Origin of the sequence: Maribacter sp. HS, from assembly GCF_048059195.1 — a bacterium.
In the GTDB taxonomy this organism is placed as follows: Bacteria; Bacteroidota; Bacteroidia; order Flavobacteriales; family Flavobacteriaceae; genus Maribacter; species Maribacter dokdonensis.
In genome coordinates this window covers 299,448-317,743 of the sequence record NZ_JAYLVV010000004.1, presented here as the reverse complement: position 1 = coordinate 317,743, position 18,296 = coordinate 299,448, and the positions used below count along the sequence as shown (strand labels likewise).

19 protein-coding genes are annotated in these 18,296 nt (G+C 36.5%); 3 read left to right on the top strand and 16 right to left on the bottom strand.

Annotation, left to right across the window (positions count from 1 at the left end):
* Positions 1-22: 22 nt before the first annotated feature.
* From VBZ51_RS10855 to VBZ51_RS10835, 5 genes are all read right to left on the bottom strand, one after another.
* Complete coding sequence (locus VBZ51_RS10855) at positions 23-2,353, bottom strand: multicopper oxidase domain-containing protein (protein ID WP_416576925.1); 2,331 nt, start codon at positions 2,351-2,353, stop codon at positions 23-25.
* Between the two features lie 67 nt (positions 2,354-2,420).
* Complete coding sequence (locus VBZ51_RS10850) at positions 2,421-2,987, bottom strand: helix-turn-helix domain-containing protein (protein ID WP_215998181.1); 567 nt, start codon at positions 2,985-2,987, stop codon at positions 2,421-2,423.
* Positions 2,988-2,990: 3 nt separating this feature from the next.
* A complete protein-coding gene (locus VBZ51_RS10845; RefSeq protein ID WP_305521044.1) occupies positions 2,991-4,208 on the bottom strand; it encodes a TolC family protein in 1,218 nt (405 codons plus the stop codon).
* The gene (locus VBZ51_RS10840; protein ID WP_416576924.1) at positions 4,205-7,957 is read right to left on the bottom strand and encodes an efflux RND transporter permease subunit; all 3,753 of its coding nucleotides are present in this window, start codon (positions 7,955-7,957) and stop codon (positions 4,205-4,207) included. Before VBZ51_RS10840 ends, VBZ51_RS10845 begins: the two co-directional genes overlap by 4 nt.
* A gap of 125 nt (positions 7,958-8,082) precedes the next feature.
* Positions 8,083-8,496 carry an HYC_CC_PP family protein gene (locus VBZ51_RS10835; protein ID WP_416577195.1) on the bottom strand — a complete coding sequence of 138 codons (414 nt, stop codon included), beginning with the start codon at positions 8,494-8,496 and terminating at the stop codon, positions 8,083-8,085.
* 535 nt (positions 8,497-9,031) lie between these two features.
* Between VBZ51_RS10835 and VBZ51_RS10830 the strand changes: the two genes are divergently transcribed.
* A complete protein-coding gene (locus VBZ51_RS10830; protein WP_210707172.1) occupies positions 9,032-9,502 on the top strand; it encodes an FKBP-type peptidyl-prolyl cis-trans isomerase in 471 nt (156 codons plus the stop codon).
* Here VBZ51_RS10830 and VBZ51_RS10825 read toward each other — a convergent pair.
* From VBZ51_RS10825 to VBZ51_RS10800, 6 genes are all read right to left on the bottom strand, one after another.
* Positions 9,495-10,736, bottom strand: coding sequence for a hypothetical protein (locus VBZ51_RS10825; RefSeq protein ID WP_416576923.1), 1,242 nt, complete (start codon positions 10,734-10,736; stop codon positions 9,495-9,497). The genes VBZ51_RS10830 and VBZ51_RS10825 overlap by 8 nt on opposite strands.
* Complete coding sequence (locus tag VBZ51_RS10820) at positions 10,736-11,245, bottom strand: TlpA disulfide reductase family protein (protein ID WP_348427366.1); 510 nt, start codon at positions 11,243-11,245, stop codon at positions 10,736-10,738. The genes VBZ51_RS10825 and VBZ51_RS10820 overlap by 1 nt, the downstream gene beginning before the upstream one ends.
* A 94-nt stretch (positions 11,246-11,339) precedes the next feature.
* Positions 11,340-11,768 carry an FKBP-type peptidyl-prolyl cis-trans isomerase gene (locus VBZ51_RS10815; RefSeq protein WP_416576922.1) on the bottom strand — a complete coding sequence of 143 codons (429 nt, stop codon included), beginning with the start codon at positions 11,766-11,768 and terminating at the stop codon, positions 11,340-11,342.
* A gap of 172 nt (positions 11,769-11,940) precedes the next feature.
* Positions 11,941-12,489, bottom strand: a complete 549-nt coding sequence (locus tag VBZ51_RS10810) for a DUF4251 domain-containing protein (RefSeq protein WP_416576921.1) — start codon at positions 12,487-12,489, stop codon at positions 11,941-11,943.
* A 55-nt stretch (positions 12,490-12,544) separates the two neighbouring features.
* Positions 12,545-12,817 (bottom strand): hypothetical protein, encoded by a 273-nt coding sequence (locus VBZ51_RS10805; RefSeq protein ID WP_091603929.1) that lies wholly within the window; start codon positions 12,815-12,817, stop codon positions 12,545-12,547.
* Between the two features lie 171 nt (positions 12,818-12,988).
* Positions 12,989-13,321: a hypothetical protein gene (locus tag VBZ51_RS10800; RefSeq protein WP_058102866.1), complete on the bottom strand. Its 333-nt coding sequence runs from the start codon at positions 13,319-13,321 to the stop codon at positions 12,989-12,991.
* Between the two features lie 232 nt (positions 13,322-13,553).
* Here VBZ51_RS10800 and VBZ51_RS10795 point away from each other — a divergent pair, with 232 nt between their 5' ends.
* Positions 13,554-13,856: an HPF/RaiA family ribosome-associated protein gene (locus tag VBZ51_RS10795; RefSeq protein ID WP_058102867.1), complete on the top strand. Its 303-nt coding sequence runs from the start codon at positions 13,554-13,556 to the stop codon at positions 13,854-13,856.
* Between the two features lie 24 nt (positions 13,857-13,880).
* Here the strand turns inward: VBZ51_RS10795 and VBZ51_RS10790 are convergent, their stop codons facing one another.
* Positions 13,881-14,210, bottom strand: coding sequence for a hypothetical protein (locus VBZ51_RS10790; protein WP_071342334.1), 330 nt, complete (start codon positions 14,208-14,210; stop codon positions 13,881-13,883).
* A gap of 308 nt (positions 14,211-14,518) precedes the next feature.
* Between VBZ51_RS10790 and VBZ51_RS10785 the strand changes: the two genes are divergently transcribed.
* On the top strand, positions 14,519-15,478 hold the full coding sequence (locus VBZ51_RS10785; protein WP_416576920.1) for a TerC family protein: 960 nt from the start codon (positions 14,519-14,521) through the stop codon (positions 15,476-15,478).
* A 2-nt stretch (positions 15,479-15,480) separates the two neighbouring features.
* Here the strand turns inward: VBZ51_RS10785 and VBZ51_RS10780 are convergent, their stop codons facing one another.
* From VBZ51_RS10780 to VBZ51_RS10765, 4 genes are read right to left on the bottom strand one after another with little or no spacing between them, the layout of a single operon-like run.
* Positions 15,481-15,735, bottom strand: a complete 255-nt coding sequence (locus tag VBZ51_RS10780) for an acyl carrier protein (RefSeq protein WP_416577194.1) — start codon at positions 15,733-15,735, stop codon at positions 15,481-15,483.
* A 44-nt stretch (positions 15,736-15,779) separates the two neighbouring features.
* Positions 15,780-17,054: a beta-ketoacyl-[acyl-carrier-protein] synthase family protein gene (locus tag VBZ51_RS10775; protein ID WP_340158088.1), complete on the bottom strand. Its 1,275-nt coding sequence runs from the start codon at positions 17,052-17,054 to the stop codon at positions 15,780-15,782.
* Between the two features lie 3 nt (positions 17,055-17,057).
* A complete protein-coding gene (locus tag VBZ51_RS10770; protein ID WP_416576919.1) occupies positions 17,058-17,495 on the bottom strand; it encodes a 3-hydroxyacyl-ACP dehydratase FabZ family protein in 438 nt (145 codons plus the stop codon).
* An 11-nt stretch (positions 17,496-17,506) separates the two neighbouring features.
* Entirely contained in the window at positions 17,507-18,289 is a 783-nt protein-coding gene (locus tag VBZ51_RS10765) for an SDR family oxidoreductase (protein WP_416576918.1), read from the bottom strand.
* Positions 18,290-18,296: the final 7 nt, after the last annotated feature.

The window sequence follows — 18,296 nt, the reverse complement described above, 5'->3', positions numbered from 1 at the left end:
TTATTTAATATTCATTATTTGATTAAAACCTTACCGATAATCCTGCTCCCGCTCCAAAACGATTGTCATAACTACCCATTAGTGAAAAATTTCTGGAAAGCATATATTCCGCTCCCGCACTCCACACCGTTTCTGAAACGTAGTCTTTGTTCATTGGAAGGTCATTGACCAACCCTAAATCAATTTGGTATTCATAATATCCGAAAATAGATAGCTTAGGAAATATCATTACACTACGACCAACACCAATACGGGGTCTTAGTTTATTATCTGTACGAACGTCTAAATTAAACAGGTACGGAGTCAAATACCTTACACCTACAACAGCTGTTGTACTTAATTCATCTAAACTATCCTGAATTTCATTTTCCATGTTTACCCCTCCGAATACACGCAAATAATCATGTAAATAATATTCATACGTAACTTCAGCTTCCAAGTTTTGGTTCCAACCATACTCAAGTGTAACATTGAATTGGTTTCTAATATTTGATGTAACCAAATTAAATCCGCTAGTATGGGAAGCCAGATCCGCCATACCCCAAGAATACCATTCATTTGTTTCATCTATAATTTTGGAGACCGGAAAATCCTTCATTCTAGGATCTCTAGGTGTATCATAAGAAACTACCCTAGCCATACCCCCCATCATATGGTAAAGTATATGACAGTGAAAAAACCAATCACCGTATTCATCGCCATCATTACCATAAAACTCTATGGTAACCTGTTGCATAGGCGGTACATTTACAGTATGCTTTAAAGGTGAATACTCCCCATTATCATTGAGTACCCTAAAAAAGTGCCCGTGCAAATGCATAGGATGGTGCATCATGGTAAGATTATTGAAAGTAATACGAGTAACCTCTTTATTGTTTATCTTAATATTGTCGGCTTCAGATAATGGTACTCCATTCATACTCCAGATATACCTGTTCATATTACCCGTAAGATTTAATAATATTTCTTTGACGGGAACATTTTTGTCGTAGCTAGTTTTTTCAGGCGACTTTAAGTAATCATAATTATATTCGGCAAACATATCCATACCCTCCATTTGCATTGCTGGCATAGTCTGCTCTTTTTTCATATTCATTCCTGACATATTAGAATGATCCATAGACATTGACATTGAGTCTTTGGTCATATTCATACCAGACATTGGTTTATCTTTCTTCATATCCATTTCTGCCGTTTTTGAATGCTCCATTTTATCCATTTGCATTCCATATTCGGCCTTGATCTCAAAACGCTCATCTTTTTTTGGACGAAACTTCAAGGCATGAGCCCCCATTTTCATATCCATTTTTGCCATTTTCTGCATCATCCCGATTTTATCGGGTCTAGGAATTGTAGGAGCAGGTAAAATTCTGCCAGTACCAAGAAACGCGGATGCCGTTCCCGATCCATCTTGCGCCATAATCTTGAATTCTATTTTGCCCTCTGCAGGAATAGTCACAATAAAATCATATGTTTCTGCTATCCCTATAAATGTTTTATTCTTTTTAACTGGTACTACGTCAAGACCGTCGGCCGACACTAACAACGGATCACTGCCCCCAAAGGTCATCCAGAATGATGTAGATGCAGCCCCGTCTATAATTCTTAAACGCACTTTTTCACCAGGTTTAAACTGGGAATATTCAATACTTTCTTCTCCATTAATTAAAAAAGCTGGGTAATAAACATCTGCAATATCCGCACCTTCCATACGTTGTCGCCAAAAATCTAATTGTGCCCCAAAAGCCCCACGAGAAATAACTTGATTCAAGGGTGTAGCCGTTCCCTTTTTAATGCCATACCATTCATTTCCACGTTTAAGGTTTCTAAGTACGTTCATAGGTTTTTCATTAGTCCAGTCAGAAAGCACCAAAACCAACTCCTTGTCATACTCTAAAGTTTTTTCCTTTGGTTTTATAACAATAGAACCATAAACACCACTTTGCTCTTGTAACATAGTATGGGAATGGTACCAATAGGTTCCACTTTGCCTTATTGGAAACTCATATTTTTGAGTATGTCCCGGTTCTATAGGCGGCGTGTTCAAATATGGTACTCCATCATAATAGTTTGGTAGCAATAGACCATGCCAATGCACAGAAGTCTCTACACTCATTTCATTTTTTACATATATAACCGCGTAATCCCCTTCTGTAAATTCTAAAGTTGGACCAGGAATTGTACCGTCAACGGTCATACCCATAACATCTTTTCCCGCCTTATTAACAGTAGCCTCACGTAATGTAATCGTGTGCTCTCTTACTGGAAGATTATTAACGTTACCTTGTTCTTCTTGACCATAAACTCCATAAGTCAAGGCTATTAAAAACATTAGTATTTTATTGATTTTCATATGCTAGTTTTTCCAAATAAAATTATGCACTAATTAAAATTTATTGTGTCATAATTATGGTTCTTATCTACGTAATTCCGTCTAAGGTGTTTCTTCTATTCAACTGATTGTTTTTATATTCCGTTAAACTCATACCTGTTTCTTTCTTAAAAAGCCTACTTAAATGATTTACATTGCTATAATCAAGTAATTGTGAAATTTCGGTAAAGTTGTATTCTTGCAATTGCACCAATTCTTTCACCTTTTCCAGCTTAAGTTTTATAAAGTATTTTTCAATAGTAACATTTTCATTCACGGAAAATATCTTACTAATCTTTGAATACTCCAAGCCCATTAAACCCTCTAAATACTTAGACAGTGTATGTTCTAAATGAAACGGTAATGTTTGTAACAATTTAATGAGTTCAATTTTTATTTGTTCTACCAATCGTTGCTCTTGACCAAGTAATATTTCAAAACCATTTTGCTCTAATGCCGATTGTATATTCACAAAGTCATCATTAGAACTTTCCGTATAAGTAATTGTCCCTAACTCAATATTTTTCAATGTAATACCTAACTTTTCAATTTCACTTCTAATGACTTTAATACAGCGACTACACACCATATTCTTTACAAATAATTTCTTGTCCATAGCCTAGTCTATTAAGTAATTAATAATTGCCGATTGCAGGTAGTATTGCTGAATAGATGCTATTTGATTCAACTCAAATTTGAGCTGTAGTTCCTGTATGTCCAACACATCATTAAAGTCAATTGTGCCGGTCTCATAATTGGCAATTAGAATTTGCTCGGCATCTTTGGCCTGCGCTACATTTTTACTTTGAATGTTGTAGGCTATTCTAGCTTGGTTACGTTCTGATATCGCTTTTGCAAAAGCAGACTCCAATACATTAAGGCGACTGTTCTTTTGAAATTCTATTTCTTGTTTTCGTAATTCATTTTGCTTGGAAATAGATTTATACCTATGATTAAAAATGGGCACTGAAACTGAAACCATGGGCATTAAAATATCTTTACCATTGTCATCTAAGACCATATCGGTACGTTCGCTAACCGGTAAATAGTCTATACCAAACCCAATTGCAGGTGCACTTTCACGCTGGTTAAGCAATTCTGATTTTACAACAGACTCATAAAGTTTATCATATTTTAATAGCTCTGGGTTAAGGGCAAGTTTTTCTGTATCTATACCAAAATCTTCATTGGGAATTTCCAATAAGGCAACTATTTCCACAGCTGAATTTTCTTCTCTATTGCGTAAAATATTAAAGGCTGCCCGTTCAGAAATAAAAGCTTCTTCTAGTATTTCTATTTGCTGTTGTAGCTCATTCTGGCGAATCTGTAATCGTAAAACATCTACCGCAGAGGCCTTTCCCACTTGTACCGAGGTCAATGCCAGGCGCTCATAGGTTTGTAATAGTTGAATATTTTGTTCAAGTATTCCTTGCTTTGAACGTATTAGAAATAACTCATAATATGATCGGGATACCGATAGCGCCAATTTTCTTTTTGCGATAACGATTTCCACATACTCCGAATCTGCCATTGAGGTGGCGTAATTTTCACGGGCGGTAATTGTACCAAACCATGGCAACATTTGTTTTACCCCTATCCTTGCACGTTGTGCACCAACCCTAGTTTCCGGTTCACTTACAAAATAGCCGGCACTTATTTCCGTATTAGGAATCCAAGCCGCCTCATTTACTTTTTCATCCGCAATTTGATATCTTAATTCCAGAGATTGAATCTCAGGATTATTTTCAACCGCTTCCTCTATATACTTTTGAACATGTTGTGCTTTTACGGAAAGAACAACAAACCAAAAACAGATATTTAGTATACTATTTTTCATCTGTTTAATTTTTTAAGTTGATATTCTTTTTTCCAGCTAAACAATACCGGAACTAAAAAGTATGAAGTGATATCTATAATCATTCCTCCAAATATTGGAATTGCCATAGGTATCATAATATCACTACCTTTTCCTGTGGATGTCAATACCGGTAGCAATGCTAATATTGTGGTTACGGTAGTCATTAAACAAGGACGAATGCGTTTACCTGCAGCTTCTAAAGTTGCTTTTCTAATTCCGGTCTTATCCGTAGGTTTCTCACTATCAAATGTCTGGGTCAAATAGGTTGCCATGACCACGCCGTCATCTGTAGCAATACCGAACAAGGCAATAAAACCAACCCAAACGGCCACACTTAAGTTAATGGTCTTCATATTAAAAAGTGTGCGCAGATTTTCACCGAACAAGCTAAAATTGAAAAACCAATCTTGTCCGTAAAGCCAGATCATTACAAACCCGCCGGCAAAAGCAACCGCTATACCTGTAAACACCATTAAGGATGTGGTTACCGACCTGAATTGAAAATATAAGATCAAGAAAATGATCAATAATGCCATGGGCACCACAATAGAAAGGGTTTTCTCTGCTCTTAGTTGGTTTTCGTAAGTTCCCGTAAAGCGATAACTTATACCTTGAGGTACTGTTAAGCTGCCTTCTTCAATTTTCTTATCAATTAAAGCTTGGGCACTCTCAACAACATTTACTTCGGCAAAACCATCTAATTTATCAAACAATACATAGCCTATTAAAAAAGTATCTTCACTTTTAATTACTTGCGGACCCTGTTCATACCTAATTGTAACTAGATCACCCAAGGGTACTTGAGACCCATTTTTTACAGGAACATATATGTTCTTTAAATCATCGGGATTGGACCTTAATTCCCTAGGGTAACGAACCCTTACCCCGTAACGCTCCCTTCCTTCAACGGTCTGTGTTAATGGCATACCCCCAACGGCAACCTGCAACACCTCTTGCACATCCATAATAGAAAGTCCATAACGCGCTAGCTGATCACGTTTAATATCAATTAGCAGGTATGGTTTACCAACAATACGATCTGCAAATACAGCTTGCTTTTTGACTCCATCTACTTCTTTTAAAATAGATTCCAATTGCAGCCCAAAATTCTCTATGGTTTTAAGATCAGGACCTTTCACCTTAATACCCATTGGAGCACGCATACCGGTCTGTAGCATTACAAGCCTGGTCTCTATAGGTTGTAATTTTGGGGCAGAAGTCACACCTGGAAATTTGGTCACTTTAACGATCTCGTTCCAAATATCATCTGGACTGTTAATTTCGGGGCGCCAATTTCTATAATATAATCCGTCTTCATCCGCTATCAGATCTTTATCTGTAGCAGTTGTCTTAAGCTGTGATGCTTTGTAACTGGCGTCTTCATTAATCTTGTTATTCGGGTTAATGACAAACTGACCATTTTTGAGAACGAACAAGCCATCATTATTTACTTTGTAACGTTGTCTATCACCATTACTATTCCGCATATATTCAGACTTATACTGAATCATATTTTCATACATAGATAGCGGAGCTGGATCAAGTGCAGATTCCGTTCTACCAGACTTACCTACCACCGTCTCTATCTCAGGAATACCGGCAACTGCCATATCTAACTGCTGCAATACACGCTTATTCTCTTCTACACCGGCATGTGGCAAAGAAGTGGGCATTAAGAGGAAAGAACCTTCATTAAGTGCCGGCATAAATTCCTTACCCGTATTTCTCATGATCAAGAACCCCAATAGCAAAACAGTAGTGGGAATCGTTAAAAAGAGCAAACGATTTTTTAGTGCCCAACGTAGAATTTGATCATAATATCTTCTAAAAACTGCAAAAACCCCCAAAAGACCAAAGCAAATAATGGAGACAAAAATCAAGTTCAAAATAATACTTCGATCAAAACCAAGTGGTCTCCAATACGTTGCCAATAACATTACGATTGCTAAAGTAGAAACACCTATATTGATAAGATTTTCTTGGCTTGTAGAGATAAATGATTTCAACTTTAAAAAAGCAATTATCCCAAAGGCAACTAACAGTAAACCTAGCCAAAAACCATATATTACCGCAGTGATACCAAGTACTACGAAAAGACCGTTTACAACATAGGCCGTACCTGTTTTTATACTTCTTTTTCTGAAAAGAAATGCGGCAATGGGCGGTATTAAGAAAAGTGCAATAACCAGTGATGCCGTTAATGCCATGGTTTTTGTAAATGCCAATGGCCTAAAAAGTTTTCCCTCTGCCCCTATCATGGTAAATACAGGCAAAAAGCTAATGATAGTGGTTAAAACTGCCGTTAGTATGGCTCCAGAAACTTCTGAAGTGGCATTATAAATAATTTCATTGGTAGTGTATTCCTCCCCATTGACATTAAGGCGTAGTTTATCGTCCTCTTGATGTCTTATCATATTCTCCGCTAGGATTACACCTACATCTACCATGGTGCCAATAGCGATAGCTATTCCCGATAAGGCCACAATGTTAGCGTCTACATTAAATAGTTTCATTGCTATGAACACCATTAATACGGCAACGGGCAATAATCCCGATATTAGGATAGATGCACGCAGATTATATACCATTACGATAATTACAAGAATGGTTATAAGAATCTCTAGGGTAAGCGCCTCATCCAAAGTATGCAAGGTTTCTTGAATAAGTTCCGTACGGTCATAAAACGGTACTATGGTCAATTGAGATGTACGACCGTCTTTTAATATTTTTGAAGGCAAACCAGAAGATATCTCTACAATTTGTTCCTTTACATTGTTTATTACCTCTAACGGATTGGCGCCATACCTAGCCACTACAACCCCACCAACAACTTCTGCACCTTCCTTATCTAAAATACCTCTTCTAGTTTGTGGCCCCAAGTGAACGTTAGCTACATCCTTAACACGTATTGAAACAAAATCCTTTGAGGTAACTACGGCATTCTCTATATCTGCAATTGATTTTACATAACCTAAACCTCTAACCAGATATTCCGCCTGGTTCATCTCCAAGGTTTGCACTCCAATATCCTGATTGGACTCCTTCACCGCTTTAACTACATCTCCCAATCCAATACCGTACTGCCTCATTTTTTCAGGCTCCACATCAATTTGATACTCCTGTACATACCCACCAATAGACGCTACTTCAGATACTCCGCCAGCCGATGCAAGACCGTACTTTACATAATAATCTTGTATGCTACGTAATTCTTGTAAATCCCATCCACCAGTTACATTGCCATCTTTATCACGCCCTTCTAAAGTGTACCAATAAATTTGTCCTAACCCTGTGGCATCTGGACCTAGAGTGGGGTTTACTCCGTCCGGTAGCAGACCACTAGGTAGTGAGTTTAGTTTTTCAAGAATTCTACTCCGGGTCCAGTAAAATTCAACATTTTCCTCAAAAATGATATATATACTGGAAAATCCGAACATAGATGAGCTACGGATAGTCTTAACCCCAGGTATACCCAATAAGGTTGTCGTTAAAGGATAGGTAATTTGGTCTTCAATATCTTGAGGAGATCTACCTTCCCATTTACTGAAAACAATCTGTTGGTTTTCACCAATGTCGGGAATGGCATCTACTGCCACCGGATTAGAAGGTAAAATACCCGTGTTCCAATTAAAAGGAGTGCTTACAATACCCCAACATACAAACAAGACCAGTAACAATACAGCAACCAACTTGTTCTCTATGAGAAATTTAATGCTCTTATTTAGCATATATCATTGATATTAAATAGTTGAATTAAAAGTTTAGATGTTAAAACAATAACAAACAAAACATGCCCAAATCAGGTATCCTGTAGGGCTCAATTTCCGATCAAAAACCGGAACTATTTAATAAATCAAATTAAAAACGTCTGGTGCAGCACTTGCACATTCTGTTTGACAAACGGAGGGGAATAATCTTTATAGGAAAATTCATTAGAATCAATTCCTTGAAAAAGATTGATATAAGAATAAGTAAATGTAGCCACAAAAACCTGTTGATCAAAAGATAATTGATCAAACGATACTTTCATGCTTTCCGCTCCTTCAACATTCAATTGAGCATCTGTACAGCAAGATTTTTCGGTTATAGTGGTGTTCTCACAATCGGTTTTAACTTTTTCCATACCGCAAGTTTTCACTTGCTCCATGATAGAAAAATCAACCAACATATCTCCACAATAGTGCATATCTACACTAAATGACATCGTAGATAAAAGCACTACAACTGCCATAACAACAGAGATAAATTTGTGAGCTAAAATTTTCATTACTTGCAAAATTACTAATTATCTTAATACAAAAGGTGCTATTTTGCTAATTCTATTGATTTTATCCATCATAAAACAATCCAAATTAATCATTCACCATCTAAACAAATAGATGCACATCTACATTTTCTTCAGAAACAGTAAAAGTAAAATCACTACGATCTCAAGACTGTTCAACAAGGAAAAAAGAAAAAATTAGGATCAATAAAATAAAAACTTTATTTTAGTACCATAATTTAATAAGCGTGACAACGAAACCAAATTTTGTTCTTCTTTCTGAAAACAACACCTACTACGTAGAATACCTAATTGGGCATCTTGTTTTAGCCAACAGTATTACAGAAGCTGTTATTTTTGAGTCGCAATCCCAAGCACTTAAATTTCAAAAATACTTATATAAGCATTGTAGTGTAAGGTTCTCTGTGAACACCTTTATTGCCTAAAAGTTTAAGTTTATCATTTTTAAAATGGGTTAAATACTTCTTAAAGAGTAAAAGTATAATCAACCTAGAACGTATCTTACCTCAAAAAACATATGAAATATATTACCTGCTTATTTCTTTTTACCGCATTGGTTTCTTGCAAGTTATCGGATGACACCAATCCTATAGTTGTTGAACCAATTGATTATTCTGAAATCAACGAAGAGCAAATTAATACGTATTTAGAAGATAATTTTCTTCAATCACAAAAAACGGATTCTGGCCTACATTACATTATTGAAAACCAAGGAGAAGGCGCAAAACCTTCAGCAACATCGAATGTAACCGTTGCTTACAAAGGATACTTACTTGATGGACGTGTTTTTGACCAAAATACGGATGGACTAACCATAGGATTAGACCAAGTGATTTCCGGGTGGACCGAGGGTATACCCTTATTTAATGAGGGAGGAAATGGCATATTACTTATACCGGCACACCTAGGTTATGGTAGTTTTGATGTCAATGGAATACCAGGCGGTTCAGTATTAATATTTGAAGTTGAATTGATTTCGGTTAATTAAACGAAAACACTTCTACCTGCATTTTTGCGGTTTTAACCTGGGTGACGGCTGCTTCCTGTTCCGTCCAAGCAAAGTACAAGGTCTCTTCCATAATTTCCATTTGAGGAAATCCGGATTTTCTAGAATCTACCATTTCGGTAATTACTTGTTGCTGAGACGTTTTCCCGCTCAAAGTAATTGCCATTGCTTTGAACAAGGCGGTCGTATCATTTGCTTCCATCCAACTCACTACAGCGGTTTCCTCATCTACCCAAAGCACATCTACCCTACCCATTACCTTTCCCTCAACTATGGTAATCGGAGTTGAAAACTGAGCACCAGCATCAGCGGAAAATACCAGTTGTACTTTTTGTTTGTTGCCAGCACCGGTAAACCAAGCTACGACCAAATTATGACCTAAAACATCAACTTTAGGACCGTTCACGGGGCATCCTTTGATCTGCCAATCATCTTCATGTATTACTTTAGGTGCCGTCCACTCCCCGTTAACCTGACGAACTATACTTATATCACGAACTTCTTTATTTGATCGGTCCCTATAAATTACAATAGGACCGTTATCGGTAATTGCGGAAGTTGTTTGGCAGCAATCGCAAGTCCTGTCATCTAATTCATATTCTTCAATAAGTTTACCCGTTGCAGAAACTACACCACCACGCAGTGTCATTGCCCCGCGCTCCCCTAATTCATTTATTTCGGTATTTCTTCCATCTAGCCAATTCACAAAAAAATTGTTCTGATAAGGAACTATACTTACAAATCCATGTTCAGTGGGCGTGCCATCCGTATGCAAACGCAAATCTGTATTCCAATGTTTTTCTCCTTTTGGTTTCACGTTCATTTTAATATCATAAGAATACGTGCCAAGGCTAGATTTTTTTAAAACGTGAGACCAAAGGCTACCATTATTTTCAGAGATCATAGGATAATCTGCCCAATTGACGAACCAGTTTGTACCACTCAGTATATTTTCTGATTCTTGCCATTCACCGTCCATTAATTCTGAATATTTTAAAGTGGTCAAAGTATCATCAACAGTTTCTACCCAAGACATTAAGGCAACATCTTTATTTACCATGATATGAGGTAAAGAGCTAGCCATGGCAGCAGGAGAAGTCATTTTTTGCACCAGTGGCAGCTGCTTATTGGGTTCCGGTTTAGTGGTTGAATTTTTGCACCCAAAACTGATACCTAAAACCAAGAATACAACAGCAGTACATATTAATTTACGCATTATTGAACAGCTCTAAGTTTTTCAATCATTTCTGGACTGTCCCATTTTAAGCCTCCATCAAAACGTAACACCTGTTCACCTACTTCATTATAAATGAAGGTAGCCGGTAAGGCACTTACCCCTTTGTTGGCATAGACACCATTAAATTTTATAAAATTCAGATTAAAACCTCGTGCCTCTTTAAATTTTTCAATTTTTGCCACGGACTGGTCCGAAGCAAATAAGAATACATAATTTTCATTCTCTAATATAGCCTGCGCCTTTTCCATATCCGGCATTTCCGCAATACATGGCCTACACCATGTAGCCCAATAGTTTAAGAGTACCCGTTTGCCTTTATAATCGCTTAAGGAAATTGCGTTGCCCTCCAAATCTTCATAGGTAGCAGTCGATTTCTTTTCAACTACATTATCTTCATTAACCGTTGCCTTTTGAGTGTTGGTGTTAACATCTTTACAACTTGTCATGGCAGTAGCCAAAACTATGATTAACAGTGTTTTTAAATACATACCCAAATATAATATTTCAATGGTTTAAAACATTAGAAATTAAACCAAAAAAAACCGCCCTATTAGGCGGTTCTTAATTTATTACCGAGTTTATTTATTTGATTTCAACAAGCTCTAGCTCAAAGGTCAAATCTTCACCGGCCAATGGATGATTTGCATCAACCACTATGTCATTTTCATTTACTTCTGCTACGCGCAATTGTCTTTCACTACCATCTGCATTAGTGGCCATTAAAGCCATATTTACTTTTGGCTCAATTTCAGCTGGTAATTCAGATTTTGGTACAGTTTGAAAAAGCTCTTTTTGCTTTTCCCCGTATGCATCTTCCTTAGCTATGACGATAGTCTTTTTCTCGTTAGGTTCCATATCCAACAAACCTTTTTCAAAACCAGGAATCAAACTACCTTGTCCTAATTTTACTTCTAGAGGTTCTCTGTCTACCGAACTATCAAATACCTGACCATCACTTAATTTTCCTATGTAATGTACACGTACTTGACTATCTGCTTTTACTTTGCTCATACTATTAATTTCTACTATTTCACTTAATTAAGATACAAAGGTATTGTTCTTAATAGGGAATAACGAAGATTATAGAAAAACCTTCCTTTTTTAGCCTCATCTTAACATTATTAGCACGTAAACCTTTAAAAGCCTATCCTTTATGATCGATTACCTTTAATTACGACCAATTTTAATCTATATTTTCAGAATGTAAGGATTCAACATTGCCATTATATTGAATAGTATTCCTATTGGTAGTATTCACATTTACCAAACAAGACTTATTGGGAAATATATGCATGGTTATAGTATACCGATCCGTTTTATTGCTTATTTGAAAGTTGATGATATACTTTTGTTTGTCTTCACTGAAAATTTGTTCATAATCGCTGGGAACACCATTAAACTCAACCCCATCCGCAATACCGTAAGTACCTCCAAATTGTCTTTCACCGTAGTAAGGCAAATTTGCGGAAACACTATCATTGAATACTTTTAAAAAATATCCGTTACCATTTAAGTCTATTCTAGAAACACTATTTCCAGGTGGTAAAAGTCCGCTGTTGGCAATAGCAGTTAAACTCTGTGTTGCCATGGGACTAGCAGATTTAGCTGAAAACTCAAAATTCTTTGACGAAATTAAGGCATGTATAGGATGCGCATCATCAATTAAGGTTTTAGATGATTTACAACTAAACATGATAGAACAGATAAGTACAAATAAAAATGGTGCTTTCATAAGGTTTAACTTTACACACCCTAATCGCTACCAATTTTATGCCAAAGAGTGTAAATTAATCTTCAAATTCTTCTTCCTCGAACTCGGTATTCGCTAAAACCGATTTTTTAAAATTGACACTGTGAGACTCTTTGTACAATGCCTTTATCAATCGTTGACGTTTTCTATCTGAAATATCCAATGTATCAAGTGCCTTTATTTTTTGCTTTAACGCTGCCCTTTGCAACATAACGGCAGTTTCATAATTAGGCTCAAACTGAAACATTATTGGTCCTTCATCTTCTTCATTAGGTTTTACAGAAGGCGTAGTGTTCTGTTGTGAGTACAACAAACTAGTACAAAAAAATGTGCAGCAAATAGCTAGCCGCATAAATAGTTTCATATCAATTTCATAAGTGTTCTACCTCTAAATTAAGAACAATTATTTTAAAATGTAAAGAAACCCAATAGTTAAAGAAAAATAATATTCAAATTTACCAATCACCTAAGAAATAAGCTTTTAAACGGTTTGTCTTGAATCAATACGCTTTCTAAATTTTAACGTGTACTCCATAAAATCGAATTCAAGTTCAGAAGTTTCCCTGATATGAAAATTGACCATGTTGTATTGTTCCGGCAATAGGTCATTAGTAGACTTTAAATACTCAAGCAAACTTTTATTAACCTCTGAAAGCTTCTTAATCGTATTTTTTAAATGCACCTTGGTTTCAAACAATGCCATCGTTGTAGGTTCATACAAATAGGAATCTACCCTAATTTTAAAATGTTGGATAGTGTTTTTACAACGTTCCAACTTACCTAAGCACTGAGATTTATCCTGTACATTTTCCATGGCGGTTGATTTAAAAGTAAAAATGTGGGAATTTTACTTCAATTTAAGATAAACACTTCATATTTGTACTATGTTTGTGTAAGTTTAACTTAATTTTAAAATGGAACCGAAACTGCTAACCTTATAAAAACAAAACAGTTAGCAAAACTTAATATTGACCTACCATATTATTAAGATATTTTTAATTGTGAAGCATTACCAAAATCAGTATCTTAAACTAAACTTATAGCCTATGAATATCAATTTTGAATACGACGATGTAAAAGCCAGTAATCGTTTAGAGATTATGGCAGCGCAAAAATTAGAGAAATTATTGGATAAGTATGATTTTATTGTAAGATCCGATGTTTTTTTCAAAAAAGAGAATACCTCTTCCCCCGACACAGGTATGGTTTGCAACATACGCTTAAGTGCACCGGGACCGCGATTATTTGCACAATCCTCTTCAGCTAGTTTTGAAGCTTCCATAGCTTCTTCGATTGAGGATTTACACCGACAATTAGAAAAAAGAAAAGCAAAAATGCAGTCCCATTAGACTGCATTTTTTTTATACCACTTCCTATTCTTCAATCAACGTATATTCCGCGACCGCTTCTTTAATTTTTTCAGAGAAAGGATTTCGCTTTAATTCTAAAAGCAACCGTTTTCTTTTACGATCCGATATTTCAACAGAATCCAAGATTTCCTTTACACGATATTGATATGCGATACGACTTTGTTTCAATGCAATTCGTTCCGAAGCAGTTAAAACGTAATCGGATTCAAATTGATTTAACAAAGGGCGTTTGTTTACTTTTGCACTAACGCTATCTGAATTTTGTGCAACGGCAGTGTTCATCCCCAAAAAAAGGCACATGAAAACACCACCCCAAAGAGCTAGTTTTTTCATTTCATATAGTTGTTCTACCCTTAAAGTAGCAATTTTATTACTACCGGTCAAAAAACTAGAAACTTACTTGCACTTCATCGAAAGTATTGCTCGCTTTAACTGCAAAAGGTAATCTGCCAAGCTTTTTAGATACTTATGGCAAATAGGCTAAAAATATAGTCAAAAGATGTAATGCTTTTTAAACACAAATATCACCTTTGCAAAAACGATAAGGTATTTAAATAAATGATAATCAAGCATTAACGTTTTAAACAAATCACAGTGCTACTTTCCATTTTTTAATACCTTTGCAACTTCAAAAATTTTATATGATAGTCTGGATAGTCTTTATCGCATTTGTACTTGTATTTCTTGCCCTTGACCTAGGGGTATTCCACAAGAACGAACATGTAATCAAATCTAAGGAGGCAGGCATCTGGACCGCTATATGGGTAACCGTTGCCCTAGCATTCAGTGGTGTTATTTATTGGCTCTTCAATGTGGAAATTATTGACAACCCAACTGCACTTACGCCAAATGACGCCGTTTTAAAATATATAACGGGTTATCTCATTGAGCTTTCACTTAGTGTGGACAATGTATTTGTAATCGCCGTTATTTTTTCATCCTTTAAAATTCCGCCTTTATACCAACACCGTGTGCTATTTTGGGGAATTCTAGGGGCAATCGTATTTAGAGCATTAATGATTTTATTTGGTGTTGCATTAATAACCAAATTCGAATGGATCATTTACGTTTTTGGAGTATTCTTATTGTATACCGCATTTAAAATGCTAAAGGGCGATGACGATAATTTTGACCCAAAAAATTCATTTGTCTTTAAACAAATAAAGAAGATTTACCCCGTAACGACGACTATGCATGGTCACGATTTCTTTGTTAAACGAATGGGGCTCAATGCTGCTACACCGCTTTTTGTTGCATTAATAGTGATCGAATTGACAGATATTCTTTTTGCACTTGATAGTATACCTGCCATATTAGCGATAACAGCTGACCCGTTTATTGTATTCAGCTCTAACATACTTGCTATTTTAGGTTTACGATCTATGTATTTTCTAATATCCAGAATGCTAGAAAAATTCAGGTACATCAATTATAGCTTAGTGATTATTTTAGCTTTCGTAGGTCTAAAAATGCTTTTCTCTCATTATGTTCATTTACCTGAATGGGTCTCGCTGACCGTAATTTCGGTAGCACTGATTTCCGGTATTCTTGCATCTACTCTAATTAAGGATAAGAACAAGGAACACGGTACCGAGAGCTAACATTATTTTGTATTTAATTTTGCATCTATAATAGCAACAGCATCATTAACGGTCTGCATGTTTTCCATATCCTCGTTCTCTAACCGGATGTCAAAAGCATCCTCCACATCCAACACAATATCTACCAAGTTAGCAGAGTTGATATTTAAGTCGTTCATCAGATGGCTATCTTCTGAAATATCAGAAAACGCTACGTCATCGGGAAGGTAGACTTTGATAATATTTTTTAATTTTTGATACTTTTCTTCCTTTTCCATACTACTATTCAATTTTTAATACTATTCGGTATAAACTTATAGGGTCATTTAGTAAACGCTTTAAAAATTACACAGGCATTGACATCTCCAAATCCAAAACTGGCTTTGGCTATTATACTAGGTGCATTTTCTAACGTCTTTCTTGGGATACATGAATCTGCGATCAGTTCAGTTATTTCAGGGTGAATATCTTCACAATTAATATTTTTAAAAACAACTTGTTCTTTAAATTGAAGAATAGCTGCCACACATTCTATACTACCTGCAGCTGCCAAACAATGACCTACTGCACCTTTAAAAGAATTAATAAAAGGAAAATCCGCCCCTTTTCTATTTAAGGCCACGCTCCAATTCTTAATTTCCAAGCCGTCTTTTGAGGTAGCCGTCAAATGTCCGTTAATAACATCTATATCCGATGCTTCTATACCGGCATTGACTACAGCATTCTTAATACAGCGCTGTACCGCCAAGCTGTTGGGAGCTGTCATAGAGCCTTCGCCTACTTGCCCTCCACTATTGATTTCCCCACCTAGAACTTCGGCATATATGTGTGCACCACGTTCTTGCGCACTTTCTAAAGATTCTAATACCAAAGCTCCTGCCCCGCTACCCGGTATAAATCCGCATGCTGTTGCACTCATTGGCCGGCTCGCCTTTGCCGGATCATTATTATATCCCCTAGGCAATATACGCATGGCATCAAAACCTCCCCATACATACGGTCCGCTGTCACTACAACTACCTGTGAGCATAATTTCCGCTTTTCCTTGACTTATTCTATCATAAGCCATAACTATTCCTTCTGTTCCCGTGGTACAAGCTGCAGAATTGGTGGTCACTTGATTTCCACACCCTAACATACCCCCTAAATAAGCACTAATTCCACTTGCCATGGTTTGAATAACCGAAGTACTACCCAATCTTCTCACATTACCATCATCTATTAAGTGAATGGCTTCCCTAAATTTATCTACCCCTAGTATACCTGTTCCAAAAACAATTCCACGATCCCAACTAGGCTCATTTGTCGTATTCTTAACAAGTCTCGCATCATTCCAAGCATCAACACCTGCAATTACACCATACACAATTCCCGAAGCATTTAGCCCCCTTCTTTCCAAGGGGGTAAAATAAGAATTGATCAAATTATCTTTCACCAAGGGCTCTCCCGCTACTTGACAACCAAAGCCAAGTTTCTCTAAATTTGGTTGATGCCTAATGCCACTTTTACCATCCAATAATGCCTGGGTAAAATCAGTAAGACCAACACCATTTGGTGCACACACTCCTAAACCTGTAATTACAACGCGTCTACCCATTAGCTATCTCATCATGCCTGCCAATATACCCTTACAGACCAGTTTATCTTGTTCATTGTACATTTTTACATGGCACTTTAATTTCTGGAATCTAAAATATTTCAGTTCTGAAATTACTTTTACCCGTTCTCCTGGAAAAACAGGTAATAAATATTCCATTTCCGAACTGCTCATACTTATACCAACCGTTTTCTCTGCCGCATCTTTCCCCATTAAATATATGCCCAAACACACCAAACCTATTTGGGCACAACACTCCGTCAATATGACTCCAGGCGTTACAGGGTTATTCTTAAAATGACCACTATAAAAATCAGCATCAGCCTTAAACGTATATGAGCCATCAATACCAGTATCATGCGCATTTAAAATTTCATCTACAAATAAAAAAGGATGCGCATAAGGCAATTGGTCCAATATATAAGAATATGATTTTTTCATAGGTTTTACATTTACAATAAACTTTCACCACCATCTACCTTGATCACGGTACCCGTTATCCATTTTGCCTCATCAGTGGTAAGTAAATACACTGCATTGGCAATGTCTTCTGGAGTGGTTAAACGATTATTAGGGTTTCTACTCAGGGCATTTTCTTTAATTTGTTCAAAACCGGGAATCATTGATAATGATTTGGTCATTGTAATACCCGCTTGTATACAATTTGCCTTTATACCTACGGAAGCGAACTCCAGTGCAATACTTCTTGTCAATGCCTCTAACGCCACCTTAGCCACTGAAACAGCGCTATAATTAGGTAAGGCCTTGGTATTACCTTCACTGGTAAACGATATTACCCTAGTATCATCAGCAAACAACGCTGCTGTTTCCAAGGCTTTTGTCCAATCGAACAAGCTCAATGCCATTGCGTCAAAAGTTATTCTGAAATCTACATCTGTTAAAGTAGATGCTGTTTTGGAGTACATAGGCTTTAATGTGCCTTTTGCCACGCTATGTACCATTACCTTAATCTTATGCCCAAAAGGCAACTTCTGCCTTATATCATCAATAATTCCTTTTCTTTTCCCATCATTTAAGGCATCTACATTCATTGCCAGTAATTGATTGCCAAATGCTTCAATTTCATTGAAATGTTCTTCGATGATATCCATATTTGCTCGTCTATCCCGATGAATTATGATGATATGGTAGCCATGTGAAGCCAATTTCTTTGCCGTTGCCAACCCTAACCCGCTACTACCGCCTAAAATTAATGCCCAATACCTATTTTCCATATTTAAA